The 24,839-nt window shown below is 59.6% G+C and carries 20 protein-coding genes; 17 read left to right on the plus strand and 3 right to left on the minus strand.

Annotated elements, in window-relative coordinates; translation table 11 throughout:
- Positions 1-96 precede the first annotated feature (96 nt).
- The 16 genes from KVT38_RS02905 (at position 97) to KVT38_RS02985 (ending at position 21,371) form a co-directional block, all read left to right on the plus strand.
- On the plus strand, positions 97-822 hold the full coding sequence (locus tag KVT38_RS02905; protein ID WP_217592192.1) for a sugar phosphate nucleotidyltransferase: 726 nt from the start codon (positions 97-99) through the stop codon (positions 820-822).
- A 32-nt stretch (positions 823-854) separates the two neighbouring features.
- On the plus strand, positions 855-1,823 hold the full coding sequence (locus tag KVT38_RS02910; protein ID WP_217592193.1) for a GT-D fold domain-containing protein: 969 nt from the start codon (positions 855-857) through the stop codon (positions 1,821-1,823).
- A 36-nt stretch (positions 1,824-1,859) separates the two neighbouring features.
- Positions 1,860-3,224, plus strand: coding sequence for a glycosyltransferase family 2 protein (locus tag KVT38_RS02915; protein ID WP_217592194.1), 1,365 nt, complete (start codon positions 1,860-1,862; stop codon positions 3,222-3,224).
- A gap of 222 nt (positions 3,225-3,446) precedes the next feature.
- Positions 3,447-3,734 (plus strand): nucleoside-diphosphate sugar epimerase, encoded by a 288-nt coding sequence (locus KVT38_RS02920; protein WP_217592195.1) that lies wholly within the window; start codon positions 3,447-3,449, stop codon positions 3,732-3,734.
- Between the two features lie 30 nt (positions 3,735-3,764).
- The gene (locus KVT38_RS02925; RefSeq protein WP_217592196.1) at positions 3,765-4,109 is read left to right on the plus strand and encodes an alpha-helical endospore appendage domain-containing protein; all 345 of its coding nucleotides are present in this window, start codon (positions 3,765-3,767) and stop codon (positions 4,107-4,109) included.
- Positions 4,106-4,411: a hypothetical protein gene (locus KVT38_RS02930; protein ID WP_217592197.1), complete on the plus strand. Its 306-nt coding sequence runs from the start codon at positions 4,106-4,108 to the stop codon at positions 4,409-4,411. The genes KVT38_RS02925 and KVT38_RS02930 overlap by 4 nt, the downstream gene beginning before the upstream one ends.
- Positions 4,412-5,303: 892 nt before the next feature.
- Positions 5,304-6,491, plus strand: coding sequence for an S-layer homology domain-containing protein (locus KVT38_RS02940; RefSeq protein WP_217592199.1), 1,188 nt, complete (start codon positions 5,304-5,306; stop codon positions 6,489-6,491).
- A 1,278-nt stretch (positions 6,492-7,769) separates the two neighbouring features.
- Positions 7,770-12,539, plus strand: a complete 4,770-nt coding sequence (locus KVT38_RS02945) for a glycoside hydrolase family 78 protein (RefSeq protein ID WP_217592200.1) — start codon at positions 7,770-7,772, stop codon at positions 12,537-12,539.
- A 186-nt stretch (positions 12,540-12,725) separates the two neighbouring features.
- Entirely contained in the window at positions 12,726-13,889 is a 1,164-nt protein-coding gene (locus KVT38_RS02950) for a CgeB family protein (RefSeq protein ID WP_217592201.1), read from the plus strand.
- On the plus strand, positions 13,882-15,027 hold the full coding sequence (locus KVT38_RS02955; protein ID WP_254638932.1) for a CgeB family protein: 1,146 nt from the start codon (positions 13,882-13,884) through the stop codon (positions 15,025-15,027). The genes KVT38_RS02950 and KVT38_RS02955 overlap by 8 nt, the downstream gene beginning before the upstream one ends.
- A 26-nt stretch (positions 15,028-15,053) precedes the next feature.
- The gene (locus KVT38_RS02960) at positions 15,054-16,643 is read left to right on the plus strand and encodes a glycosyltransferase family 4 protein (protein WP_217592202.1); all 1,590 of its coding nucleotides are present in this window, start codon (positions 15,054-15,056) and stop codon (positions 16,641-16,643) included.
- Positions 16,644-16,647: 4 nt separating this feature from the next.
- Positions 16,648-17,739, plus strand: coding sequence for a non-hydrolyzing UDP-N-acetylglucosamine 2-epimerase (wecB, locus tag KVT38_RS02965; RefSeq protein ID WP_217592203.1), 1,092 nt, complete (start codon positions 16,648-16,650; stop codon positions 17,737-17,739).
- Complete coding sequence (locus KVT38_RS02970) at positions 17,732-18,715, plus strand: SDR family NAD(P)-dependent oxidoreductase (RefSeq protein WP_217592204.1); 984 nt, start codon at positions 17,732-17,734, stop codon at positions 18,713-18,715. Before wecB ends, KVT38_RS02970 begins: the two co-directional genes overlap by 8 nt.
- Positions 18,712-19,623 (plus strand): dTDP-4-dehydrorhamnose reductase family protein, encoded by a 912-nt coding sequence (locus tag KVT38_RS02975; protein WP_217592205.1) that lies wholly within the window; start codon positions 18,712-18,714, stop codon positions 19,621-19,623. The genes KVT38_RS02970 and KVT38_RS02975 overlap by 4 nt, the downstream gene beginning before the upstream one ends.
- Positions 19,623-20,549: an NAD-dependent epimerase/dehydratase family protein gene (locus KVT38_RS02980; protein ID WP_254638946.1), complete on the plus strand. Its 927-nt coding sequence runs from the start codon at positions 19,623-19,625 to the stop codon at positions 20,547-20,549. Before KVT38_RS02975 ends, KVT38_RS02980 begins: the two co-directional genes overlap by 1 nt.
- 33 nt (positions 20,550-20,582) lie before the next feature.
- Entirely contained in the window at positions 20,583-21,371 is a 789-nt protein-coding gene (locus KVT38_RS02985; protein WP_217592207.1) for a glycosyltransferase family 2 protein, read from the plus strand.
- Positions 21,372-21,469: 98 nt separating this feature from the next.
- Here the strand turns inward: KVT38_RS02985 and KVT38_RS02990 are convergent, their stop codons facing one another.
- From KVT38_RS02990 to KVT38_RS03000, 3 genes are all read right to left on the minus strand, one after another.
- Positions 21,470-22,474 carry a ketoacyl-ACP synthase III gene (locus KVT38_RS02990; protein WP_217592208.1) on the minus strand — a complete coding sequence of 335 codons (1,005 nt, stop codon included), beginning with the start codon at positions 22,472-22,474 and terminating at the stop codon, positions 21,470-21,472.
- Between the two features lie 159 nt (positions 22,475-22,633).
- On the minus strand, positions 22,634-23,833 hold the full coding sequence (locus tag KVT38_RS02995; protein ID WP_217592209.1) for an enolase C-terminal domain-like protein: 1,200 nt from the start codon (positions 23,831-23,833) through the stop codon (positions 22,634-22,636).
- Positions 23,830-24,546 (minus strand): SDR family NAD(P)-dependent oxidoreductase, encoded by a 717-nt coding sequence (locus KVT38_RS03000; protein WP_217592286.1) that lies wholly within the window; start codon positions 24,544-24,546, stop codon positions 23,830-23,832. The genes KVT38_RS02995 and KVT38_RS03000 overlap by 4 nt, the downstream gene beginning before the upstream one ends.
- Here KVT38_RS03000 and KVT38_RS35510 point away from each other — a divergent pair.
- Complete coding sequence (locus tag KVT38_RS35510; protein ID WP_368859047.1) at positions 24,512-24,733, plus strand: RICIN domain-containing protein; 222 nt, start codon at positions 24,512-24,514, stop codon at positions 24,731-24,733. The genes KVT38_RS03000 and KVT38_RS35510 overlap by 35 nt on opposite strands.
- Positions 24,734-24,839: the final 106 nt, after the last annotated feature.

Here is a 24,839-nt window from a genome sequence, read left to right on the forward strand (position 1 = left end):
GCGGTCAGTAGGGCTGGGCCGCTTCTCACGGCGTGTCGAAGGCGGTCTTCAACCGGACGAGCGCTCACATGGCGATATTTTAAAGGAGGGGTGGCCTTGAAAGCCGTAATATTGGCAGGCGGCTCGGGAACGCGGCTGAAGCCGCTCACGTACTGGACGAACAAGCATTTGCTGCCCGTCGGCAGGTATCCGATGATCTGCTACGGTATCGCGAGGCTTCGCGAGGCAGGTGTCAGAGATATCGTGCTCGTGACGGGACGCGGCTCGGTCGGAGACTTCGTCGAAGTGCTGGGCAGCGGTCGGGATTGGGGCGTATCGATCGTATACCGGGTCCAGGAGGAAGCGGGCGGCATCGCGCAAGCGCTGGAGCTGGCACGCCCGATCTTGCACCCCGGCGAGAAGTTCGCGGTGCTGCTTGGAGACAATTTGTTTTCGGAGTCGGTTGCAGCTTACTTCGATGATTTTCAGCGTCAGCCGGACGGCGCGATGGTGCTTCTTTACCCGGTGGACGATCCGCGCAGGTTCGGCGTTCCCGAGATGGATGTGGCCGGGGGTAAAATCCTGCACATCGAAGAGAAGCCTGAGCACCCCGCTTCTTCATACTGCGTAACGGGCCTTTACATGTATCATACCGATGTGTTCGATATCATCGACGGGATCAAGCCCTCGCAGCGTGGCGAGCTGGAGATCACCGACGTGAACAATGCATACGCCCACGCGGGCAAGCTGACGTTCCGCGAGCTGTCGGGCTGGTGGAACGACGCGGGAACCTTTGAGTCGCTCGAGGAAGCGAGCGGGAAGCTGAAGGGCGTCTTGCCGTGAAAAGCCTCGTCCGCGGGCGAGGCGGAACGGCCTTGAAGCGGTCCAGGACGGTTGCCCGCAGAGTCAGGCGGGGCGGCAAGCGCGGCGTCGGCACGCCCGGGAGCAAGGAACGGATGCGGCGAAAAAAGCCAAGGAAAGCGGCCCGCCTCGCAAACCCTGCTCCGCAACGGGATGATCAGGGTTACGCCCAAGGCTATCACGAGGGTCTGTACGACGGCGGCGAGCGCTTGCTTGAAGCCGCGCTGCCCGGTGATCGGATCGTGCCGGACATCTCGGTGGCCGAAGCGATCGCAGCCGGAATACCTCACGTGCTGACGCGAAGCATCCGGTTGATGGGGCCGGATGAGCTATGCGCGGAGATGGAGGCCGCGCTGGCGGCAGGCCGTCCCTGCAGCATCGTTCGCCTGGGCGACGGCGAGCTTCTTACGCTCGCTCAGGATACGCTGAAGCCGGCCGGGGAGATCGCTCGGGACAGCCCGTTTCTGTCCTACGCAGGCGTCGACGCGCCAGACGGCGAGGCCAGGGATACGCTCGCGGCCGCCGTCCGCAAGGCGACGATCGTCGGCGTGCCGCTGTCGCGCAGGCCGAACTACCAGCCGCTGTTGTTCGAAGGGCTCAGGCGCAACGGCGTATCTCTAGCGTCGCTGCGCCTCACGAGCTCGACGATCAATTACGCGCTGTACGAGTCGGGGCAACTGATGCGGATCGCCGCCGGCAAACGAATCGCGGTCGTGGGCAACAGCGCCGAGGCGCTGGCTCGTGCGCTGCTTGCGGCCGGTCTCGATGTCGTTCATATCGTCGCGCCGGTGAACGGCATCGGAGATGCTGCGGGCGCCGTGGAGAGGGCGGCGGCAGTGCCATTTGATCTCGCGCTCGTATCCGCGGGCGTCGCGGCGGTTCCGATCTGCGTCTGGCTTGCCGAGCGGACGGGCAAGGTCGCGTTCGACTTCGGCCATATGGCAGACCGGCTGGGCGGGACGTCAACGCCGGCGAACGCGTAGCGTGCGGATGGCTCTCTTAGGAAGGAGTAGACGCGGATGGTTAAAAATCGAGCATCCCGCGGGGGCAGGCGGGTCGTCCAGCAGCGACCCAGGCGGCGCATTGCGGTCGCCAGGGCGGGCCCGGGCTTTCAGGACGGCTACGACAACGGATATCGCGAAGGCGTACAGGCTGGACTTGCGAGCTACGACACGATTTTCGACGGCACAAGCATCATCATCCCTACCTACAACCAGCGGGTGCTGCTCGCCAAGTGCATCGACAGCATCGTCAGGCATACGGAGCCTGCCTACGAGATTATCGTCATCGACAACGGCTCGACCGACGGAACTGCCGAATACTTGGCAAGTCTCGGGGCGACCGTGAGGCATCGGGTGCTTGAACGGAATCTGGGTTTTGCGGGAGCCTGCAATACCGGGCTCATGATGGCGAAAGGCCGGACGTTGATGCTGCTGAACAACGATACGCTCGTCACCGACAATTGGCTGGAGAACCTGCTTGCCTGTCTGAATAGCGATCCGGACATCGGAATGGTAGGACCGGTGACGAACTTTATCAGCGGAGAACAGCAGATCCCCGTACCTTACACCGACATTCACGACATGCAGTCGTTTGCTTCGCAATTTAACCGGCACGACCCCAGTCGCTGGCGGAATACCGATCGTCTCGTCGGCTTTTGCGTGCTGATGCAGCGCGACACCTTTCTCCGAATAGGCTATCTGGACGAAGGTTTCGAGCTCGGCAACTTCGAGGACGACGACTGGAACATTCGCGTACGGCTGCTCGGCAAGCGTCTTGCGATTGCGGGCGACACGTTTATCCATCACTTCGGAAGCGTCAGCATTCGGGCGCTCGGCGACGGCTTCCAGCGCGTGCATTCGGCAAACGAACGGTACTATCTGGATAAATGGCGGGGCTGGCAGCGGTGGACCGGCATCGTCGCTTCTGCTTCAGGCAAGGACGGGAATGCCGGTTCGCTGGGACTAAGCGAGCTGTTCCCGAGCGGGGTAGCTGTGCAGGTAGGCGAGCCCGACGTCTATTGGGTGGAAGGCGGCAAGCGCAGGCTCGTGACCGGCGTTCTGCCGATCGAAGCTGTCAAGCTCTCGCGCGTCGATCTGCGCCGATGGCCGATCGGAGATCCGATCGAAGCGCAGGAGGCGACCCGGCGGTGGCATGCAGGCATCGTGCCGGTCGAAGGAAAAGCGTGCGCGGTCGCGCTGCTTCCGGACGGTGCGGCTTATCATCTGGAGGGAGATACCGCCAGACCCTTGCTCGGTGCCGCCGCTCTGAAGAGCTGGAATCTTCATCTCAAGCCGATGGCGGAGGTGTCGGAGGCCGCTTTGACCGGATGGCGCCGGGGCGCTCCGATCATCGCGCTTCCGAAGCTGCTTCAAGCTTTGTGATACGTATAAAACACCCGAAGCGAGCCGATCCGGCTCGCTTTTTGCACGGGCACAAAGCTCACAAGGGCGTCTTTTACCGCGCTGCGGAGGCTCGGATTTTATCGGCGGCATTCGATCTATGAGTGGCAAACGGGCAAGCGCCGCATAAGATGTTGGAGGCATGAAGTCGCGCCGAAACGGCACTTACACGATCGCCACAAGCGGAGGCGGGGAGGCGGAACCTTGCAAAAATTGCTGACTGAGGTGGCGGTCCACCTGTCCCACTCCCACCAGCATATGTCGCGTATTTTGGACGCGAAGCGTCAGATCGCGGTGCGGATGTCGCAGATGGTCACGGCTATACCGGATATGCATCCCGATCTAAGCGGGCTGGACGGATTGCTGGAAAGCTCCGCGGACGTCACCAAAAATATCATTGCCTATGTGGACGGACTGGCCAATATGCACGACGCGCTGGCGGACAGCCTCGAGCAGATCGTGAAGGCGGCGAACATTCCCGACGAAGAGTGACGGGCGGACCTCGCAGGGAGGAGATCGTTGATGACAAGAGAGGAAGCCTATTACAATACATTAAATGCGATCGCCAAAATGCAGTGGAATATGGCGATGATTCTGGAAGCGAAGGCCTTCGAGGCGGAGAAGGTTCGCAACTGGCTGTGCATGCACGTCACGACGGACTCGATCCCGGACCATGCGTCGAACCTGTCTACCTCCCTGAAAATCCACGAGCAAAACGTTGAGCTGATCGAGAGTCTGACCAAGCTGTGCCAGGGCATGAACCGCAGCATGAAAACGATACTCTCGCCAGGCGGCGACGAAGAAGAAGGAGGCGGCGGTCTGTCCGGGCTGCTGGACGGCTTCGGAGGCGGCGACTCGGACGGATGAGCCGGCTGAACGCGGAGTGGGAAGCGAAGCTCGCCATGCTGAAGGCGATCGCGAGGAGCCAGGAAGCGATGGCGCGGATGCTCGAAAGCGCGGCCGACGTCGGCGCGTCGGGCGCGCCGTCCGCTTCTGCGCTGCGCGAGCATGTGCGGGTGCTGACGGGGCTGCAGGCCGAGATGGCGAGGAGCGTCACGGGCGTATCCTGGAAGCGGCCGAAGCAGGGCAGACCGGTTCGTCCATGGCTGCATAAGGCGGCGGCTTTGCGCCGGACAGTCGCGGGGAAGCGCGAAGCCGAAGAGCGATGAGGCTGTTCGCATAGCGGGGGAACGGCGGTGGGGCGAGGCGTGTGACAAGTCGGGTCGAGGGGCAGAGGTACGACAGTTGGCAAGGCTTGGATAGGGCGGAAGAGGTGTAACGGCTGTCGGAAAAGATGTCGGAAAAGCTAAGGCTAATCGTTGAGTGGAGGAGAAGCGGCTATGGAGAGCCTGGCTGTACATGCGCTGCGTAAAACGAAACGGGCGAGGCCCAGGCGGAGAACGCGTTCGCTGCGTAGAAAAATCGTGGCGCCCAGGCGAAAGCCCGGCCTCAAAAAACGCCCGATATCCGGAGGCAAGAGACGGATCGGCCGCGTCAGAAGCCGCAGGCAGAGGAGAGTGCAGCCGAGAGCGAGCTTCAACCAGGCGTACAACGAAGGCTACAATGCAGGCTTTGCCAAAGGCTTCGAAGACGGTCACCAGCTCGCCTACGATCAGCAGGTTTGATTGGCGGAGACGAGCCGGAGAACCTCATTCGCAAAATGAACTATTGACGAAATTTGCCGATTGATTATATACTATCCAAAAATAGGATAATCAAATGCGAGGAAGCACCCGCAGACGAAGTCAGACGTCTCTCGTGCTTCCTTTTTTATGCCTATTTGTGTTTACCGGTACTTGCATCCTGCGTGCTTTAACGCGGAAAGCGGCGATAAGTGTTAAAAGGCAACTAATATGCTCGACGGCAGCTCAAATGCTCGGATAATGGCTAAAAGACATCTATTTCATTAGAAATGGGGGCCGGGCGCATGAATGTGGATGAAATAAATGCCATTTAACAACTATCGCAGTAGTTAGATAGGTTTCATGTTGAATTAAATGTTTTCTGACAACTATTTGTTTTGCTGCGGAGTACATATCAATTAGAATCGGGGGATTTGTGATGATCGGGCAATTAGCGTGGATGAAGAAGAAGGGGCGCGTTTTGCGGCTCGTAATAATTTCCGTCATGTTGACCGCAATGCTGCTGCATACAGCGGATGTCTATGGCGCTTCGCCGTCGAATCAGCAGTCAGGAGGCAGTGCGGCTGGCGGCGCAACCCCGCTGAACGATATCGCCACCCACTGGGCCAGACAAGCGATCGAGACCGCAGTTGCAAAGGGCTATGTCAAAGGCTACCCGGACGGCACATTTAAGCCGAACAAAGAAGTCTCGCGGGCCGAATTCGTGAAAATGGCAGCAGACTCGCTGCATTTGCCAGTGACTTCGGGAACCCCCGACACTAAGTGGTACATGCCCTATGTATCTGCGCTGAAGGCCGCTGCGCTCCTGCAAGATAGCGATCTGGGAGTAGGCTGGGACGCCAAAATGAATCGCACGGAAATGTCCAAGCTGCTCGTTCGCGGCACGGATGACACAGTCCGAGGCAAGAAGCTGACGGACGGCGAGGCGCTGTACAAATCCGCCTCGGTGGGACTGATTGGCGGGATTGCGGACGGTACTTTGAACGAAAAGGGCACAACGACGCGGGCAGAAGCTGTAGCGGTTATTGAGAGGTTTTCGACGGTTCGTGCTGGAGGGAAGTTGACGGCTGACAAAAATGCGGTGCAAAATGCGGCTATTATCTATAAAGGGACGAATTTGGAGGAAGCTTGGGGTACGAAACCAGTCTCACTGCCACAAAAAGTCGATATTGACGACAAAGCAGAATCTACACTCGATAAATTAATTATTGTTGATCTTGATGACCCTAAATCTCCGTTGCGAAATAAGTTTGTTCAATTAAAACGAATGCCTGACGGGAAAATCATGACAAGGGATGCATATGTCATTGCAATGCATTTCGTCATTAAAAACACAAAGATTCAAAACGGATCTTGGGCACTTTTTGCTGATAAAGTTGGACCCTTTGTTAGTTGGGGCTATATGGATGTTGCCGATTACGGAAATCAAGAAAATTTTCCTGTAGTACCTGTTCTTTCTCTAAGTAAGATTTCTTCTGCAAGCGGTTGGCTCATGGTGGTTGTAGAGAAGATTGAACTAAAAAAACATCCAGAAGGTAAACTCCCTAGATTAATTTCCTACAAAGGTAAAGTACTTGATTTTGGTCAACTTAGTTCGGAGGAGTAATTGATGAGGAAGATACTATCCATCCTTCTTATTCTAACCTGTTTATTAGGACAATACTCGTCAATTCCCGATGCTAGCGCTGCTTCATCAAATTCGCAAACTATAGCTTTAAATTTTGGTGCACTGGCTAATCAAAAAATTGTGAAGAACAATACTACTACGATTTATCTACCAACTCCTACTGTCGATGCAAAAGTTCCTCTCTCTTCGTCGCGTAAAGTGATTAGTTATATAGTGACAGTCAATGGAGTATCGAAGACAGTTAATAGTCCCAGCACTTCAATCCAAGCTTCTTATATCGATTTAAAGGGCCTAGCTGGTAAGGAAACAACCTTATATGGACTCAACCAGTCTAATCCAGGCTTCGTTGTAGACCGCACTTCAGATGGTAAACGCTGGCGGGTGGGAGCGCTTGATCCCGATAGTCCAACAGGGGAAATGACTCGAATTGAATTTTCTCCATTACCAGGAACTGGTTGCCAATCAGGAAGTATTTCGAAGTGCCCGGGACTAATACCTGCTACTGTAACCAACCTAGATGGAGGAACACTAACAGCTTCCCAAATCGATCATATTCGATATTCTAACGGTGAAGCTATTAGCTACTCTGAAAAAGTTCCTGCCGTAGAAAATATGTACCTTACAGAATCAATGTTGGACGATGAACGTATTCCTTGGAATTCTATTCAATCTTGTTCTCTAACTATCACAAAAGCTACTCCCAGATCTACCGGGGCAACTTTAATGTCGATTGGAAAAGGGAAAGAATGTGGAACCGGGAAACTCGTTGCTCGCAGAAGCTTAAGCATAACACCAGAAGGTGGAATTGACGGGCAGGACTACGAAAGAACCAGAGAATCGGGATTAGTTCTTCAAAGGAAATACTTTCTTTCCTTTAACACTTTTTGGCAGGCCAAGACTTTTGCATACCAGGGCAGCATCACGATCAACTACGAGCCGCCGGCTCCTAATACCAACGGCTTTACCGGCGACTTCGACATCCTCCCGGACAGCACACTTACATACGGCGACACTTTCAAGCTGCACCCCAAGGATATTGAGACGACCGGTGTCTGTACGTTTCAGTCCGTAAAATTCCGGATCGAACGCAATAGCCAAGTTTATACGGGGAGCGTCATTAACAGCAAGACGACGGACGACATATACACACCCGCCAAATACCCCTACGTCATGCTCGCCGGCGCTTCGCATGACGTATACATGCAAATCAACACGAGCTGCGGCAGCGATTGGATAGGTCCTAAGGAGCTTTATATGATGGACCCAAGTTCGGGAGGGGGAGGTTCGACGCCTACGCCAACATCGACGCCGCCGCCTGGCGAGAATCGTCCGCCGACTGCGAAGATTGCTTGGGTGAAGGCGGGGATGACGACACCTACCGGTATTATTCCCGTAGGAACGAAGGTCGATCTTGTTATTACGGACTTTAACGACCCAGATTATCCAGATGATTGGGTAGACGTCGATCACTGGGACTTTACTGCAAGTACGGATTGGCTGAAGTCCGTCCCGGATAGCTTTGGGGGCAGCATCACCCAGAACAGCTACACGAATATCACGGCAGCGGGGATCGGTTCGCACAAGGTGGCGCTCACCGTTAAGGACTCGAAGGGCGCGACATACACGGCCTACGCGACGCTGAACGTCGTCGATTCTAAACCTGTCGCCGTCATCCGCGGTCCGTCATCCGTTAAGGCAGGACGGCCGCTGCCAAAGGAATTCGACGGTCTGATGTCTTACAGCCCTGTCGGCCTCAAAATCGTCGATTATGTCTGGACCAACGTGCAGACCAAATACATGACGCCCGGCACGGAGACGATCACGCTGAAGGTAAAGGATGAAGAAAACCGTTGGTCGGACGTGACGTCGCATAAGCTAAACGTCATTGTTGACGAACCGCCGATCGACACGCTGGCCGTTCCCGAGCAGGGCACCCGTCTAGGCACCGTCACGATTCAAAGCCAAGCGTACAGCCCGGACTACGATAACCTCGTTTCACACAAGATTGAAATGAAGTACGACGCGAATAACGACGGTTTCTCCAATGATACTTGGCAGACGGTGGTGAACGGAAACGGCGACGTCGACAGCTTCACGTTCACGCCTAGCCGCGTCGGCAAGTATCTGTTCCAGGAGACGGTGTGCGAGGACTACGGTCTGTGCGGCAATACGAACGGGCAGCCGGAAGCAGAGCGCACGCTGAACGTGACGAACATCGCTCCGATCGCAGACGTAAAAACGGAGTCCGACGTCTCCGATCCGCCCGAATCATCCGCCATGCCGATGACGGACCTGTACAACAACGCACGCTTCTACAACATCAATAGCGGCGCTGTAGGCGACAAGTCGAATTGGAAGATCGACACGGGCGGGATCCTGACCTCCAAGGCTCGAATGCCATTGACCAACAATTCCAGACCTTACTATGGAACGTACAATCATTGGTTGTTATCGACTTCGTTCGGGATTGATGGCGTTCCCCGTATGTCTCCATATACAGGCATTCAGGGCTCGCCAACGCTGACTCAGATTTCTTATCCCGGCAATCCGGCTGTCATGCCGCTCGTGGATGATAAATATACGTATATCGCTTCGTTGGGAACCGTCTCGGCTTATAATAAATCGATGCAGCTCATTTGGCAGCGAGACGTTTTTAACGGGTATGCTCAACAATTTTTGTCGTATGGCAATACAGTTGTAGCCATTGGCGAGAATGGTCCGGGCTCTAACCTGGTCGTCGGTTTTAACCGGGATACCGGGCAAGAATTGTTTAGAAACACAACGCTCCCGTCGTATGTCAACGGCTATGTGACGATGCTGCAAATCCCGAATGGTTTTCTTTATGGCCAGTATATCTTCAACGCCTCCGAAGGAAGCGCAGGGCAGCTTCAATATCCACTTGTTGACGGCGTGTCTCAAAAGTACGGGGTTATGATGGCCACGGATGGTAGTAGCGGCTATACACACATCATTAGAACGTCAGACCAGGCCATTATCGGATCCCACAACCCCAACGTTTGGTATCCGGGCTATCGTTATTACTTGGGTGCCGATAATGCGAACAATTTGTATATGCTGCTGCAGGCGCAAGAAGGTTGGACGAATACGGTCAAGATCGCCAAGTTCAACTTGGGGAGCTCGTCTTTTACGTACTCGCCGGCATTAAATACAAATAATATCAACACTTTCTTGGGCATGGATAATAAGCAGCGGATTTATACGTCTTCAGCAACGGGGTGGCCAGATACCAAAGTCGTTGCCGACGCGTTCGACGCTTCGGGTAATCTCATAAAAGAAATAGAGCTCTTCCCATGGAATTCCCCTAGCGGCGGCGCGTATCAAAGTTATTATACGCAGATGATCGTCGGCGCGGACGGCACGCTTAACTTCTTTGGCTATCATTTGGATACGACACAGTACCTTGATAACGAAGCAACCGTTTCGTATGCCTCTTTCGACACCGATTTTAACCTCATCACACGCGGCACGCTCGGTAAAATCAAGGTCGGCAAGGATCGTTATGTTCACTTCGTACCGAGGGCGGACCAAAGCTTTCTCATCGTATCGAGAGGCGGCGGGGAATATGATCCACTTTACTTTTATACGCTGACTTCAAACGGTTCGGCAACGAAGCCTAAAATCATCGACGTCGGCGAAGCCACGCCCGATCTGATTACAGGCCAGCAGGTAGCTGCCGACAAAACGATTAAAGCGAGCCTTAAGGCAGCTGCTCCAGACGGCAAGGGCTCCGGCATCGCCTACCGAATTCGCGACGATCGGAACTATTATAGCGTCGAATTCGAAGCAAACGAGCTGCGCGTCAAGAAGACGGTGAACGGCAATGCGACCGTCGTCTGGAACAAGTGGTATCCGATGGTCGCGAACCAGGTGTACGACATCAAGATCGTGCCGGGCGTCAACGCTTTCGATGTTTACGTGAATCGGGTTTACCAAGCGACGATAAACGAATCCGGCTGGTTGGACGGCAAGTTCGGGCTTATCAATCGCGGACAGGCCAACGTTTCGTTCCTGGCTTCATCGGTCGAGACGACGCCCGCCGGGTACGGCAAAATTGAAGGCATCGCGCTTGTCGGCCAGCAGGTAAACTACACGCTGTCCTATAGCGACGAGGAAAGCGATCCGCAGCTCGCGGCAGGCAGCACGTGGCTGTATACGCATAATCCATACACGCTGCTGCAGGCGCAAGGAACGGCGGCGTTCAACGGGCAGACGCTGAGCTCGCCGGTGACGAGCTTTCCGTTCACCGGGGATTACACGTTCACGTACAAAACCAAGGACGATCCGCATCCGTCGCATCGCTATCCGGATAATGCATTTAATGCGTATCGCCAACAATCGAATGCCGTGACGGGCAAGATCCGGGTGCATCGCCGGCCAATCGCAGACTTTACGGCAACCTGGAATTCTAACGGTACAATCAGCTATGCCGACGCCTCCTACGATCCGGATCGCTACAACCCGGCGAACGGCTCGTATTCCACGGAGAATACCGGCCTCAACTACCAGGCGACGCGCGGCGTGCTTGAGTATCGATACCGGTATCGTGCGGTCGGCAGCTCCACGTACATCGATTTGAAGCCGGCCAAGCTTTTCGGCGGCACGTACATTATTGAATTATCCGTTCGCGACGAGTACAACGCCTGGTCGGAATGGGCCACGCAGACGATCGTCGCCGGCGGATCCACGCCGCTGCCGCCGAATCCGGGCTTTACGATCGCCCCGACGACGCAGTATCGCTTCACAAATGTGACGATCAATTCGACGGCCAGCGATCCGCAGGACGGCGCGCGCGAGAACATCGAGCATGCCTACTACATCAAAAATCTGACGACGGGCGGACCGGAGTCGCTGCATAGCGACGCAAGGACGAGCTGGACGAAACAGTTTACCTCGCTCGGGGTTTTCCAGCTGCGCCAGGTCGTCATTAATAGCTACGGTCTGTACGCGGAAGTCTCGCATAACGTATCGATCGTGAATCGCAAGCCTGTCGCCGACATCACGGAGCCGGCCAGCACGAACGCTGCGGCACCGACGATGTACGACACGCTGAGGCCCACGATCAAGTGGACGTACAGCGATGGGGATGGCGATCCGCAAACGCAGTACCAGCTGCACTTCTACAAGGCGGACGGTTCGTTTTACAGAGATTCGGGCGCAATCGGCGGATCTAGCCTTGCATGGACGCCGTCGGCAGACTTCGCGGACAACACGTCGTACTATGCATACGTACGCGTCATGGACGGCACGGACTGGTCGGATTGGAGCGCGCCGCATTACTTCCGGATCGTAACGAACAAGCCGCCGACGGCGGACTTGACCTGGTCGCCCAATCCGGTCTGGGAAGGCGATACGGTCAAGCTGACGCCGACGATGTCGGATCCGGACGGAGACAGGCTGGACGCCGTCTACGAGATCGAATCGCCGACGGGCGCGAAGCGAACCGTGAGCGAGCAGCGTGTGCCGCCCTACGGCGGAGCGGGTCCGACGTTCGTCGCCGGTACGCCGGGCGACTGGAAAGTGCGGCTGACGGTCAGCGACGGCAAGGCGCCGGCCGTCACCGTCGTCAAGACGATCGCTGTCGCGCCGCTCGGCGTGACCGGACAGGTGCTCCATACGGCGGCGTGGGAGGACAACCGTCTGCGCTACAACGCGGCGCATCCGGGCAAGGAACGGCCGGCCCATTGGTTCTGGGCGGGAGAGCTGTTCGTCCTGGAAGCGGCGACGACGGACACCGGCGCTTCGTCTACGAAGGCCGCGACCGTCGTCGCCGAGGCGGGCCCCAAGCTGAAGGCAACGCTGCAAGCCGTCCAGCCGGGCAAGCCTGCGGCGTGGAAGGGCGAGCTCGGCAGCGAGCAGTACGGTGCGCCGCTCAAGGAGCTTCCCGAAGGCGACTACACTTTTGTGTTCACGGCGACATACACGAACGGCGTCGTCAAGAAGTCGGCGGTCGTCGTCCGCGTAGCCGACACGGTGGACGGATTCGCGAACGTGCATCGCGTTCAATAAAAACAGTGAAAAACAGCTTCGGAAAGAGACGACGTCTTTCCGGGGCTGTTTTGCTTGCGCGCGGTCGTTCGTCCCGCGAACCGGGCGACTTGTCCAGGGCCGATCGCCCCGAATTGGCGCTTGCGGATGGATATGCGTCCACGTCCTGTCCGAGAAAGGCGCATATATTGTATCCGGGTGATGAACATGCCGTACAAGCGCGGACACAGAGGAAGACGCATTCGCAGACGTCTGCGGTCCGGTTCGCACCTCGCGTCCGGACGCAGGCAAGGTTGGCTGGAGGGCTGGAGACTGGGCGCATGCCGGCGAATCGAGGAGGAAACGCCGCCGCCTGCCGCCGGTCGCCGGCCCTGGCGCGTCATGTACGTGCCTCAAGGCTTCGACGCGATCGACCAGGGCGTCGTCGCCGCGCTCGGCGCTACGACGCACCTTGTCGTAGCGCCGCAGGCGGAAATGCTGTCGTACGCGGAGATGTACCGCCCCGACGCGGTGCTGGTGATGAACGGCCTGCATACCTTTCCCCCGAATCAGCGAGAGCAGATCGAGGGCATCCGGCGGCTGGGCATCAAGACGGCGATCTGGTTCGTGGACGATCCGTACGTATCGGAGGACTCTGCTGCGATCGCGCCGAGCTACGACTATGTGTTCACGCACGAGCGGAGCTGCGTGCCGCAATATGAGCAGCTTGGTTGCGCGAGGGCCTATCACTTGCCTCTCGCCGCCGATCAAACGCTGTTCAAGCCGATGGCCGTCGAGGAAGCGTACAGGACGGATATTTGTTTTATCGGCGTCGCTTTCTGGAACCGAGTCGAGCTGTTCGACAGCATCGCGGACTATCTGAAAGACAAGAGGGTGCTCATCGCGGGCAGCCATTGGGATCGGATGCGCCATTACGACCGACTCTCGAAGTTCGTCCGCAGCGGCTGGATCGAGGTGCCGGAGACCGTCAAGTACTACAACGGCGCCAAGATCGTCATCAATATGCATCGAACGACGGAGCCGCTCAGCGACAACAAAAACTCGCGCCGCTGGGAGGGCCATTCCGTTAATCCCCGCACGTTCGAGATCGCCTCCTGCGGCACGCTGCAGCTGACGGACCTGCGTCCCGAACTACCGGAGTACTACCGGATCGGAGAAGAGATGGCGTCCTTCTCGAACCCGCGCGAGCTGACGGAGATCGTCGATTATTATTTGCGCAACGAAGAAGAGCGGCTGAAGGTGGCGGCCCGCGGCTATCGGCGGACGCGCGCCGAGCACACGTTCGTCGGCCGGGTGACGCGGCTGCTCGATACGATGGGACTTGCCGATCCCGCAAATCCGCCGGCAGGGGAGGGAAGGACGATTGGCTAAAATCGTCGGAGTGCGCACAAAAAAAGCAGGCGCGGCGCCGGTGAAGAAACGGCGAAGCCGCGAGACCGTCGGCGACGGCTTCGTCCTGGGCTGGCAGCACGGATATTGGCAGGGCCAATGCGAGTCGATCGTCCAACGTACAGTTGTGCCTTCTTATATCCGGGATCTGCACGTGCTCTTCATTACCTCGGGCAAAGGCTTCCCGTACAGTCCGCTCGACAATGCGGTCGGTCAAACGCTGGCGCAGCTCGTGTCCAGGCTGTCCGTCATGTCGCCGAAGGACGACATCGTCGGCTTCGCTTCCCGCGAGATGCCGGCGCTGGCCATCGTGCTGGACGGTCTTGATTTTCCGGTATCCACGACCGACGCGCTCCGTTCCATGGGCATCCGGACCGCGATCTGGTTCACGGACGATCCGTACTACACCGAGGTGACGGCGGATCTGGCGCCGCACTACGACTTTGTGTTCACGCTCGAGCGCAATTGCGTGCCGTTCTATGAACAGCGCGGCTGCGCCCGCGTCCACTACCTGCCGCTCGGCGTGCATACGCCCGACTTCAGACCGCGCAATCCCCGTCACGAGATACGGGGCGATATCTGCTTCATCGGCAGCGCCTACTGGAACCGGATCCGATTGTTCGAGGAGCTGCTCCCGCGTATGGCCCGGCGCAGCTTCAGGCTGTCGGGACTGTGGTGGGATCGCCTGTCCGACTATGAGAGATGGCGGGACCGGATCGATCTGGGCAAATGGATGGGGCCGCTCGAGACAGCGGAGCAGTACAATGCGCACAAGATCGTTATCAACGTCCACCGGGCGCACGACGACAGCACGTTTAACCGCAATATTTACAATATCCCGGCCGTCTCCCCGAATCCCCGCACGTTCGAGATCGCCGCTTGCGGCACGCTGCTGATGAGCGACAACCGGGAGGATCTGGCGCAGTTTTATACGCCGGGCATCGAGATCGTCACCTACGATTCGGCGCAGGACATGGCCGACAAGATGGACTACTATCTCGCGCACGAAGAAGAGCGCCGGCAGATCGCGCTTCGCGGACTGTACCGGACGCTGCGCGACCATACGTACGTGTCCCGGCTGTCGCAGCTGCTGGATCTGGCCACGATTCCGCTGGCCTAACTTTCTACTAAAGGAGATGAGGCGCCGTGGGCGGAAAGCCGAAGCTGCTTCTATTCTCCCATCTCAGCGGCGTCGACGTGATGACCGGAGCGGAAAAGCTGTTCCTTCTCTTCATCCGCGAGCTCTCGGCGCACTTCGACTGCAAGCTCGTCGTGCCGCAGGAGGGCGTGCTGGCCGCGCAGGCGCGCGCCGCCGGGATCGGGACTCTTGAAATGGAGCTGCCGCTCAGCCTCGCGCTGTTCAGCGCGCTGCCCCAGGTCGACGCCGAGATCGGCGCGCTGCCGTCGCATCCGGCGTGGGAGCCGCTCGTCTTCCTGATGCTCCGCGAATCGCCGGATTACGTGTGGACCAACACGACCGTGCATCCAATGCCTGCGATGGCCGCGACTTCCCTGGGCATCCCGACGATCTGGTCGGTCATGGAGACGATGCGAAATACGCCGCACCGACCGCAGGCTGCCGCCGTCGTGAGCCTCTACAGCCAACTGATCGTCGGCATCTCCGACAGCGTGCTGGAGCCTTACCGGGAACTGGGTGCGGCAGGCAAGACCGCCGTGCTGCGGCCCTACGTCGAGCCTTCCGCCCACGCCCCGGAGCGTTGGCCGGACGTGCGCGCGCGGCAGCGAAGCCGTCTTGGCTTCCGTGAGGAAGACTTCGTGGCCGGCTTCGTCGCCGCCACGATCTATCCGAACAAGGGACTGCTCGAGTTCGTGCATGCGATGGTCCCTCTCATGAAGCAGCACCCGGGCGTACGCGCGATGATCGTCGGCAAGTCGGTCGACGATGCGTATGTCCATGCCTGCCGCGACTTCATCTGGCGCCAGGACCTGAGCGGCCGCTTCGCCTGGATGGAGTTCCGCGAGCGGATCGAAGAGATCTACGCGCCGATGGACGCGGTCGTCGTCCCGAGCCTGGTGCCGGAGGGCTTCGGCATGACCGCGCTCGAGGGGATGATGTTCGGCAAGCCGGTCGTCGCCTTTGCGGCGGGCGGGCTGCGCGAGATTCTCGAGCAGGCGGAGTCCGGCGCCTGGCTCGTGCCGGCGGGGCATACGCAGGGGCTGACCGAGCGGCTGCACATGCTGCTGATCAACCCCGCGCTGCGCCAGTCGCTGGGTGCGCACAACGCCAGGATCGCGGCGGAGCGCTTTGGCGTAGAGCCATTTCGCGAGGCGCTCGGCGCTTGGCTGCACCGTCTGCCGCCGCCGGCCTCTTCGCAGCCGGAGGCGCCGCCGCCCGAGATCCCGCAGCACGGCCTTCTGCGCGGCGCGGGCAGAGGCACGGTGTACCTGATTCAGCACGGGCGCAAGCGTCCGTTCGCTTCGCCGAAGGCGCTGCGGGATCACGGCTTCCGCATGGAGGACATCCGGGACGTTCCGGAGCTTGTACTCGATTTTATTCCGGACGGAGAGCCGCTGTTCGAAGCGCCCGCGGGCAGGCGCCGGCCGCGTCGGGGGCGGGGACGACGCCGGCTAAGCAAGCGCGGCCGATCGCGGCTTCGCGGGACGCGTGTCCGTCTGTCCAGGCGCCGGGGACGCAGCCGCAGACGCGTCGCCGCGCGAAGGTCCGGGCGCAGGAGAAGAAGATCCGCATCAGCGAGGAAAAGGAAAGGAAGATGATGACATGCGAGTCGTCACGATCCTGGGCACGCGGCCGGAGGTCATCCGGCTCAGCCTGCTCACGCGCCTTCTGGACGATCTCTCCGGTCGTCACGTCATTGTGCATACCGGGCAAAATTTCTCGCCGAGGCTGAACGACATCTTTTACGAGGAAATGGAGCTTAGGCGGCCCGACGTTCAAATCGACGCGCGCAAGGAAACCGTCGGCGCGCAGTTGTCCGCCACGTTCGCGGCGGTCGAAGAGGTGCTGCTGCGCGAACGGCCGGACCGCGTGCTGCTGCTCGGCGACACGAACAGCGCGCTGTGCGCCGTGCTCGCGGAGCGGCTCGGCTTCCCGGTGGTGCATATGGAAGCGGGCAACCGCTGCTTCGACCTGGCCGTGCCCGAGGAGAAAAACCGCCGCATCATCGACGCCGTATCGACCGCGAATCTCCCTTATACGGAAAACAGCAAGCAAAACTTGCTGCGCGAGGGCTTTCCCGTCGCGCGGATTTTCAAGACGGGCAACCCGATCTTCGAGGTGCTCGAGTATTACAAGCCTAAAATCGACGCCAGCGACGTGCTCGAACGGCTGAAGCTTCAGCCCGGCGGCTACTTGCTCGCCACGATTCACCGCGCGGAAAACGTCGACGATCCGGCACGGCTGCGGGAGATTGTGACCGGCCTCGGCCTGGTGGCGGAGCAGCAGGGGACGCGGCTCATTTGCAGCCTGCACCCGCGGACGCGCTCGCGCCTGACGACCGACATGGCCGAGCTGATCCACCCGCTGCTCGAGTTTCACGAGCCGTTCGGCTTCTTCGATTTCGTCCAGCTGGAGCGCAGCGCGCGCTGCGCGCTGACCGACAGCGGCACGGTGCAGGAGGAATGCTGTATCTTCCAGGTGCCTGCCGTGACGGTGCGGCGGACGACGGAGCGTCCGGAGACAGTCGATTGCGGGAGCAACGTCGTGTCCGGCGTCGAGGCGCGCGCGATCGCAAGGTCCGCGGACGCGATGATCCGTCTTGGTACGGGCTGGCAGCTGCCGGAGGGCTATGGGGACCGTCAAGTATCTGCAAAGGTGGCCAAATACGTGCTTGGAGGGATTATGGATGTATGAAGGCAAACGCATCCTCGTAACCGGGGGCACCGGCTCGTGGGGACATGAACTGGTTCGTCAGCTCTTGACGCTCGGACCGAAGGAGATCATCGTCTATTCGCGCAGCGAGTCCAGCCAGGTAGCGATGAGCCGCGAGTTCGAGGACGCGAGGCTGACGTTTTTCATCGGGGACGTGAGGGACCGCGAGGCACTCTCCAAAGCTTGCCAGGGCGTGGATATTTTGTTCCACCTGGCGGCGCTGAAGCACGTGCCGGTATGCGAGATCCAACCCTACGAGGCGCTCAAGACGAACGTGCTCGGGACGCAGAACGTCATCGAGGCGGCAATCGAAAATAAAGTGGACCGCGTCATCAACATCTCGACCGACAAGGCGGCGAACCCGTCCAATTTTTACGGCATGACGAAAGCGATCGGCGAAAAGCTCATCGTGTACGCCAACCTGCTTAAGTCCGACACGAAGTTTGTCTGCGTCCGCGGCGGCAACGTGCTCGGCACGAACGGCAGCGTCATTCACCTGTTCATGGACCATATCAAAAACCGCGGCCAGGTCAACCTGACGCATCGGGACATGACGCGCTTTTTCCTCACGCTGCAGGACGCGATCAAGCTGCTGTTCAAAGCGGTGGAGGTGAGCGTGGGCGGAGAGATATTCGTCATGAAAATGCCGACCTGCCGGATCATCGATCTCGCGGTGGTGCTGATGGACGCGTTGGGCAAAACCGCCGAGATCGTCGAGACGGGCGTGCGTCCGGGCGAGAAGCTCGACGAGATCCTGCTCACCGAATATGAGAGCCAGAGTACCGTCGAATACGACGACGAATACCTGGTCATTCTGCCGACGCTTGAGCTCGAAGGGCTTCAGGCGCACTACAGCGCCTATCCGCGGGCGGAGCTGCACAGCTACAGCTCGGGGACGGGTCTCATGAACCATGAGGAAATCCGGAGCATGCTGGTGAGAGGGGGATTCCTCCAATGAAGGTGCTGGTGCTCGGCGGAAGCGGGATGGCAGGGCATGTGATCGCGGCATATCTGCAGTCGCGAAGCGGGTACGAAGTGACGGCAACGGTCCGTTCGGCGGCGGACATCCCGGTCGTTCAAAGCGCGTGCGACAGAGCCGGGACGAAGACGCCGGCGGACGGCGAAGGCGGACGGAAGGCCCTTGGCATCCGTCTGCTCGACGTTCGACGTTTCGAGCAGGTGGCCGATACGGTCGCCGAGGTGCGGCCGGACGTCATCGTCAACGCGGTCGGCGTGCTGAACCGGCAGGCCGAGGAGCATGCGCTGGACGCCTATCTCGTGAACGGTCTGCTGCCGCACTGGCTGCGGCATCTGTGCAAGCGCAAGGGCGGCAGGCTGATACACATCAGCTCGGATTGCGTATTTCTCGGCGATCGGGGCGATTATTCCGAGACGGAGCCGACGGACGGAGTGACGGTGTACGCGCGCAGCAAGGCGCTGGGCGAGATCGCGGATCCCGCTTGTCTGACGCTGCGCACCTCTATTGTCGGACCGGAGCTGCGCGATCAAGGCGTCGGCCTGCTCAAGTGGTTCCTGGGCAGCTCGGGCAGCGTGCCGGGTTATGTCAACGTCCGGTGGAACGGCGTGACGACGCTGGAGCTCGCCAAAGCGGTGGAATGGGGGATCGCGAATCCGAGTGTCGGCGGCCTGGTGCATTTGACGGCGCCCGAGGCGGTGAGCAAGCATGATCTGCTCGGTCTGTTCGCCGATACCTTCATGAAGACGGACGTCCGCATCGTGCCGGCGACGGAGCCGGCGATCGACCGCACGCTGGCGCCGACGACGAGCGGCTTCGGCTACCGGCCGCCTGGCTATGCGCATATGCTGGCAGAGCTGCGGCAGTGGATGGAGGGCGGCGCGGTTTGATGCGGGTGCTGGTCACCGGCGCCGCAGGCTTCAGCGGCCGGCACGCGAGCGAACGGCTGGCGCAGGAGGGGATGGAGATTACGGCCGTCGTCTCTTCGCGCGTCCCCGCCGCCGGCCGTCGGCCCGTCTCCGGCGCCGCCGTCGAGCTCGCCTGCGACCTGACGGACCGCGAATCCGTCCGGTCGCTGCTCGATCGGGTTCGCCCCGACGCCGTGCTCCATCTGGCCGGCCGCAATGCGGTCGACGAATCGTGGCGCACGCCCGATCTCGCGCTGACATCCAACCTGCTGTCGACCGTCTACGTGCTTGAAGCCGCCCGCGCGCTGCCGGACTGCCGGACGCTGGTCATCGGTTCGATGCTGAGTCCGCGCCAGAACGAAGATCTGGCGCGCTCGCTGCACCCGTACGGCTTCAGCAAGGCGCTGCAGGTGACGGCCGCATTGGCCTGGCATCATTGGTACGGTCAGCAGGTGATCGTCGCCGAGCCGTGCAATCTGATCGGGCCCGGCGGCAGCGCCGGCATCTGCGGCAAGATCGCGCGCTGGGCGGCGGCCTGCGAACGGGACGCAGAGTCGGGGCGTGAGCCGGCGTCGTTCCGCTTGTCCTCGCTGGAGGAGCGTCGGGATTTCCTCGACGTGCGCGATGCCGCCGCCGCGTACGCGAAGCTGTTGCGGACGGGCGAACCGGGTGTTCGCTACGCGCTGGAGTCCGGGACGCTGCGCAGCCTCGGCGAGGTGAAGGCGGCGTTCGACCGGGCGAGCCGCGTGCCGCTGCGCTGGGAGATCGGGACGGCCGGCGGCCCGTCGCCGCAGGCGCGGCACGCGGATGCGATCCGCGCGCTCGGCTGGCAGCCTTCGGTCCCATTCGGGCGTTCGATCGGCGATACGCTGCAGTTCGAGCGGGAGCGAGCGGAGGAATCGGCTTAAGCTTCTTCAACTAACGGAAGGGAGGGACCCGGCATGAACAGCGCAGACGCGGGGAAGTCGGGCAGCCGGGAGGCCGGCCTGGGCGCCGCCGGGCCGAAGGTGACCGCCGTCATTCCTTTTTATAACGATCCTTATATCGGAGAAGCGGTCGAGAGCGTGCTGGCCCAGCGCTTCGAGGGGCTGGAGGTCATCGTCGTTGACGACGGCTCTACACGGGAAGCGTGGCGGCTCCAGCGTTACCGGGACCGCATACACATACTCGGCAAGGCGAACGGCGGTACGGCAAGCGCGCTGAATCACGGTTTTCGCATGGCGCGCGGCGAATACGTCGCCTGGCTCAGCTCGGACGACCGGTGGCTGCCGGGCAAGCTCGCGCGCCAGATAGAACATATGGAACGGACGGGGTCCGCGATCAGCCATACCGCCTTCCGTACGATCGATGCCGCCGGCGTGCCCAGTCCGAAGCCGGTTCGGCTCGCCTTTGAGAGCCGGTACGATTTCTACCGGTCGCTGCTGAGCGCGAACGCGATCAACGGCTGCACGGTCATGATGCGCAAGGCGTTGTTCGTACAGCTCGGGGGCTTTGACGAGAGCGCGGTGTTTACGCATGATTACGATCTGTGGATTCGTGCGATCTTGGCCGGCTACCCGCCGACCTATCTGAACGAGCCGTTGACCGAATACCGCAAGCATGCCGGGATGGGGACGATTGTCAACCAAGGAAAAGCGGAGGCGGAATTCATGTCGACAGCAGCCAAGTATAGAGGCAGCCTGAGCCGGCTGCTCGGCGCGCTGCGGCCGATCGTCGGCAGCAGAAGATAACCATAGACGAACAAAAAGACGCCCGGCGTTTATTTCGCCGCGGCGTCTTTCGCGCAAAAGCGCATGATTTTTCCCGAGAACCCCCCGCCTGCGCCGGATCAAATGGTCCAGCGCAGCAGCAATCCCGCCTGCGTCAGACCGCTGCCGAATCCGTAAAGCGCGACCTTCTGTCCCGCGGCGAGCCGGCCGTCCTTCACGGCGAGGTCGAGCGCCAGCGGGATCGATGCGGCCGACGTATTGCCGAACTCGGCGGCGCTCGTCAGCGCGCGCTCGTACGGCATGCCGAGCCGCTCGCAGATCGCCTCGATCATGCGCAGGTTCGCGCTGTGCGGCACGACCCAGTCGAGCTCCCCGGCGTCGAGTCCGCTGTCCCGCAGCAGACTGCGCACGCCGTCGGGCACGGTGGAGAGCGCCCACTTGTACACCTCGCGGCCGTTCTGCACGATGCGACCGCCGCCTTCGAGCGGCTGACCGTTCCAATCGCTCGACAGGCCCGAAGCGTACACGTGGATGCCGCCGCTGCCGTCCGTCACGGCATGCGAAGCCAGGAACTGCCCTTCGTCCGCACGCTCGACGAGCACGGCGCCGGCGCCGTCGCCGAACAAAATACAGGTCGAACGGTCCGTATAATCCGTAATCTTGCTCAGCGTCTCGCAGCCGATCACAATTATTTTGCGGTACATGCCGGTCAGGATCAAACCGTTCGCCGTCTGAAGCGCGGAGACGAAGCCCGCGCACGCGGCGTTCAGGTCGAACGCCAGCGCGGCCTTGAAGCCGAACGCCGCCTGCACGCGCGAGGCGACCGACGGAAACGGATTGTCCGGCGTCGTCGTAGCGACGAGAATGCCGTCAACGTCGTCGGTCGAGGTCGGATATCTGTGCAGCAGATCGCGCACGGCCGCGATGGCAAGATGGCTCGCGAACTCGTCTTCGGCGGCGATGCGGCGCTCGCTGATCCCCGTGCGGCGGACGATCCATTCGTCGTTCGTATCGACCATGGCGGACAGCTCTTCATTGTTCAGGATGCGCTGCGGCACATGGCTGCCGATCGCGGTGATGGCGGAGCGGGAGAGCAGGGACGGGCGTGCGCGTTCGTCGGTCATCGAGGTTCGCCTCCGTTATAGTATCTGGTACTAATACTTGGTGTTATTATCTTATTCCGAATCGAGGTGCATGTCAATCATTTGGGTATTATTGCTCCGTAAAAGTAAAAGGACCGCTTACCTATGGAATATCAGGCAAGCGGTCGTTGCGTATTCCGATTAAGGGCGTCCCGGAGAACCGTCCGGCAGTCTTGCCAGCGTCCAATCCGGCAAGTCGTTGCGGCACGGATACTTCGCCGCAAGCGCCTCGTTCAGCTCGATGCCCAGACCCGGTTTGTCGTTCGCGTAGGCATAACCTTGGCGAAGCTGCGGCGTACCGACGAACACTTCTTGCGCGCGCTCGGAAAATTGGTTCCATTCCTGGATGCCGAAGTTCGGCGTCGCCAAGTTGAGATGCAGGTTCGCGGCGTGGCCGATCGGCGATACGTCGCCCGGTCCATGCCAAGCGGTGCGCACGCCGAACGCTTCGGACAGCGCCGCGAGCTTCCGCGCCGGCGTGATGCCTCCGATGGCGCTGACGTGGCATCGGATGAAGTCGATCAGCCCTTGCGAAATAAGAGGCACCCACTCCATCGGATGCACGAACAGCTCTCCCATCGCGATCGGCGTCGCGCATTGCGCGCGGATTCGCTTGAATCCATCCAATTGCTCCGGCGCTAACGCATCTTCTAAATAAAACAATCGATAGGGCTCGACGTTCTTCGCGAGACGTACGGCTTCGCTGATGGACAGCCGTTCATGAATATCGTGAATCAATTCGAGTTCTTCCCCGACGTTCACACGGATGTGCTCGAACATCTTCGGCACGCTGCGTGCATAGGCGTCCGGATCGAAATACGCGCCAGGCAGCGAACCTTCCGGCGGCTTTATGTCATGACGGCCGCCGTAGCCGCCGAACTGGCAACGAACGTGACGAATGCCGTCCGCCATGAATTTTCGGACGTTGTCTTCCAGCTCGCTGAAGTCGCGTCCGTCCGCGTGACGGTATACCGCGGCCGCTTCGCGCACCTTGCCCCCGAGCAGCTCGTACACCGGCATGTTCGCCAGTTTTCCTTTGATATCCCAGAGCGCCATGTCGACGCCGGATATGGCGTTGTTCAGTACCGGCCCGTTGCGCCAATAGGAGCTGACCATGGCGGTTTGCCAAATATCTTCGATTCGGCGCGGATCTTTGCCGATGAGGAACGGCTTCATGTAATCCTCGATCGCGCTGGCAACGGATAAATAGCGTTGCGTAAAAGTCGCGCAGCCTAATCCATACAGGCCCGGCTCGGACGTTTCGATCTTCACGATGACCAGATTGATGTTGTCCGGCGCAGTCAAAATTGTCTTTACGTTCGTGATGCTCAATTTGTTCATTTACGATTCCCCTCCTGATTGTCCTTCGACGAAGACGCCGACGCAGGCTTGAATGGCGCGCCCCAGTTGTTCATTCCGTCTTCCGGCATGCCTGGAAGAATTAATCCGCCGTCCACGCGCAGCGTTATGCCCGTAATATAAGAAGCTTGCTCGGATGCCAGCCACATCACGGCTTGAGCGACATCGTCCGGCTCGCCCATACGGCCGAGCGGAATGCATTCGCCGAGCGACCCCGGTTTATGAAAAGCGTTAACGTGGATCGCGCCGGGAGCGACGCAATTTACGCGAATGCCATAAGGCGCGAGCGCCAGCGCGATCGATTCGGTCGATCGCTGCAAGCCGGCTTTCAACCCGCCGTATATGGCATCCCCAGGATAAGCGCGGGTCCCGCGGGACGAACTGATATTGATCATCGCCCCCTTGATGCCATTATCTATCATTAGATTGGAAAACTCACGCATCAAAATGACCGGCGCACGATAATTGATCGCGATCATCCGATCCATCATGTCGATCGGTTCGTTCACGAAATCCGCAAATCCGCAAATGCCCGCGTTATTGACCAGCAAATCGACATGGCCCAGCGCGTCGATCGCTTGCTTCGCCAATTCGAGCGCGCCGTCTTGCGAGCCGAGATCGATCGGAAAAACAGGGCAGGGCTCTCCCGAGATCGCTTCGATCTCCGCTGCCGTTCGTGCTGCGGACGACGGCAGCGACGCGTTTTTGTGGAAATTGAAACTAACGCAAGACGGGTATTACCAACTGTCGCCGAAAAATGCGGCAGGTCTGGCATTGCATGTTAGCGGTGCCGGTACCGCGAACGGTACTCCCGTACAAGTCTGTACGATCAACGGATCGAGTGCGCAAAAATGGAAATTCAACTTTTATTCCCTTTCCTGAGATCGCGCATGGAGCTGTAAGACGGTAGATGAGCCGATAACAGGGGACTGCCATGCGGCAGTCCCTTGTTACATGCCGACAGGCGGTCTTGTTATCGATCGATCCC

This window comes from Cohnella sp. GbtcB17 (assembly GCF_019091135.1).
Lineage (GTDB): Bacteria > Bacillota > Bacilli > Paenibacillales > Paenibacillaceae > Cohnella.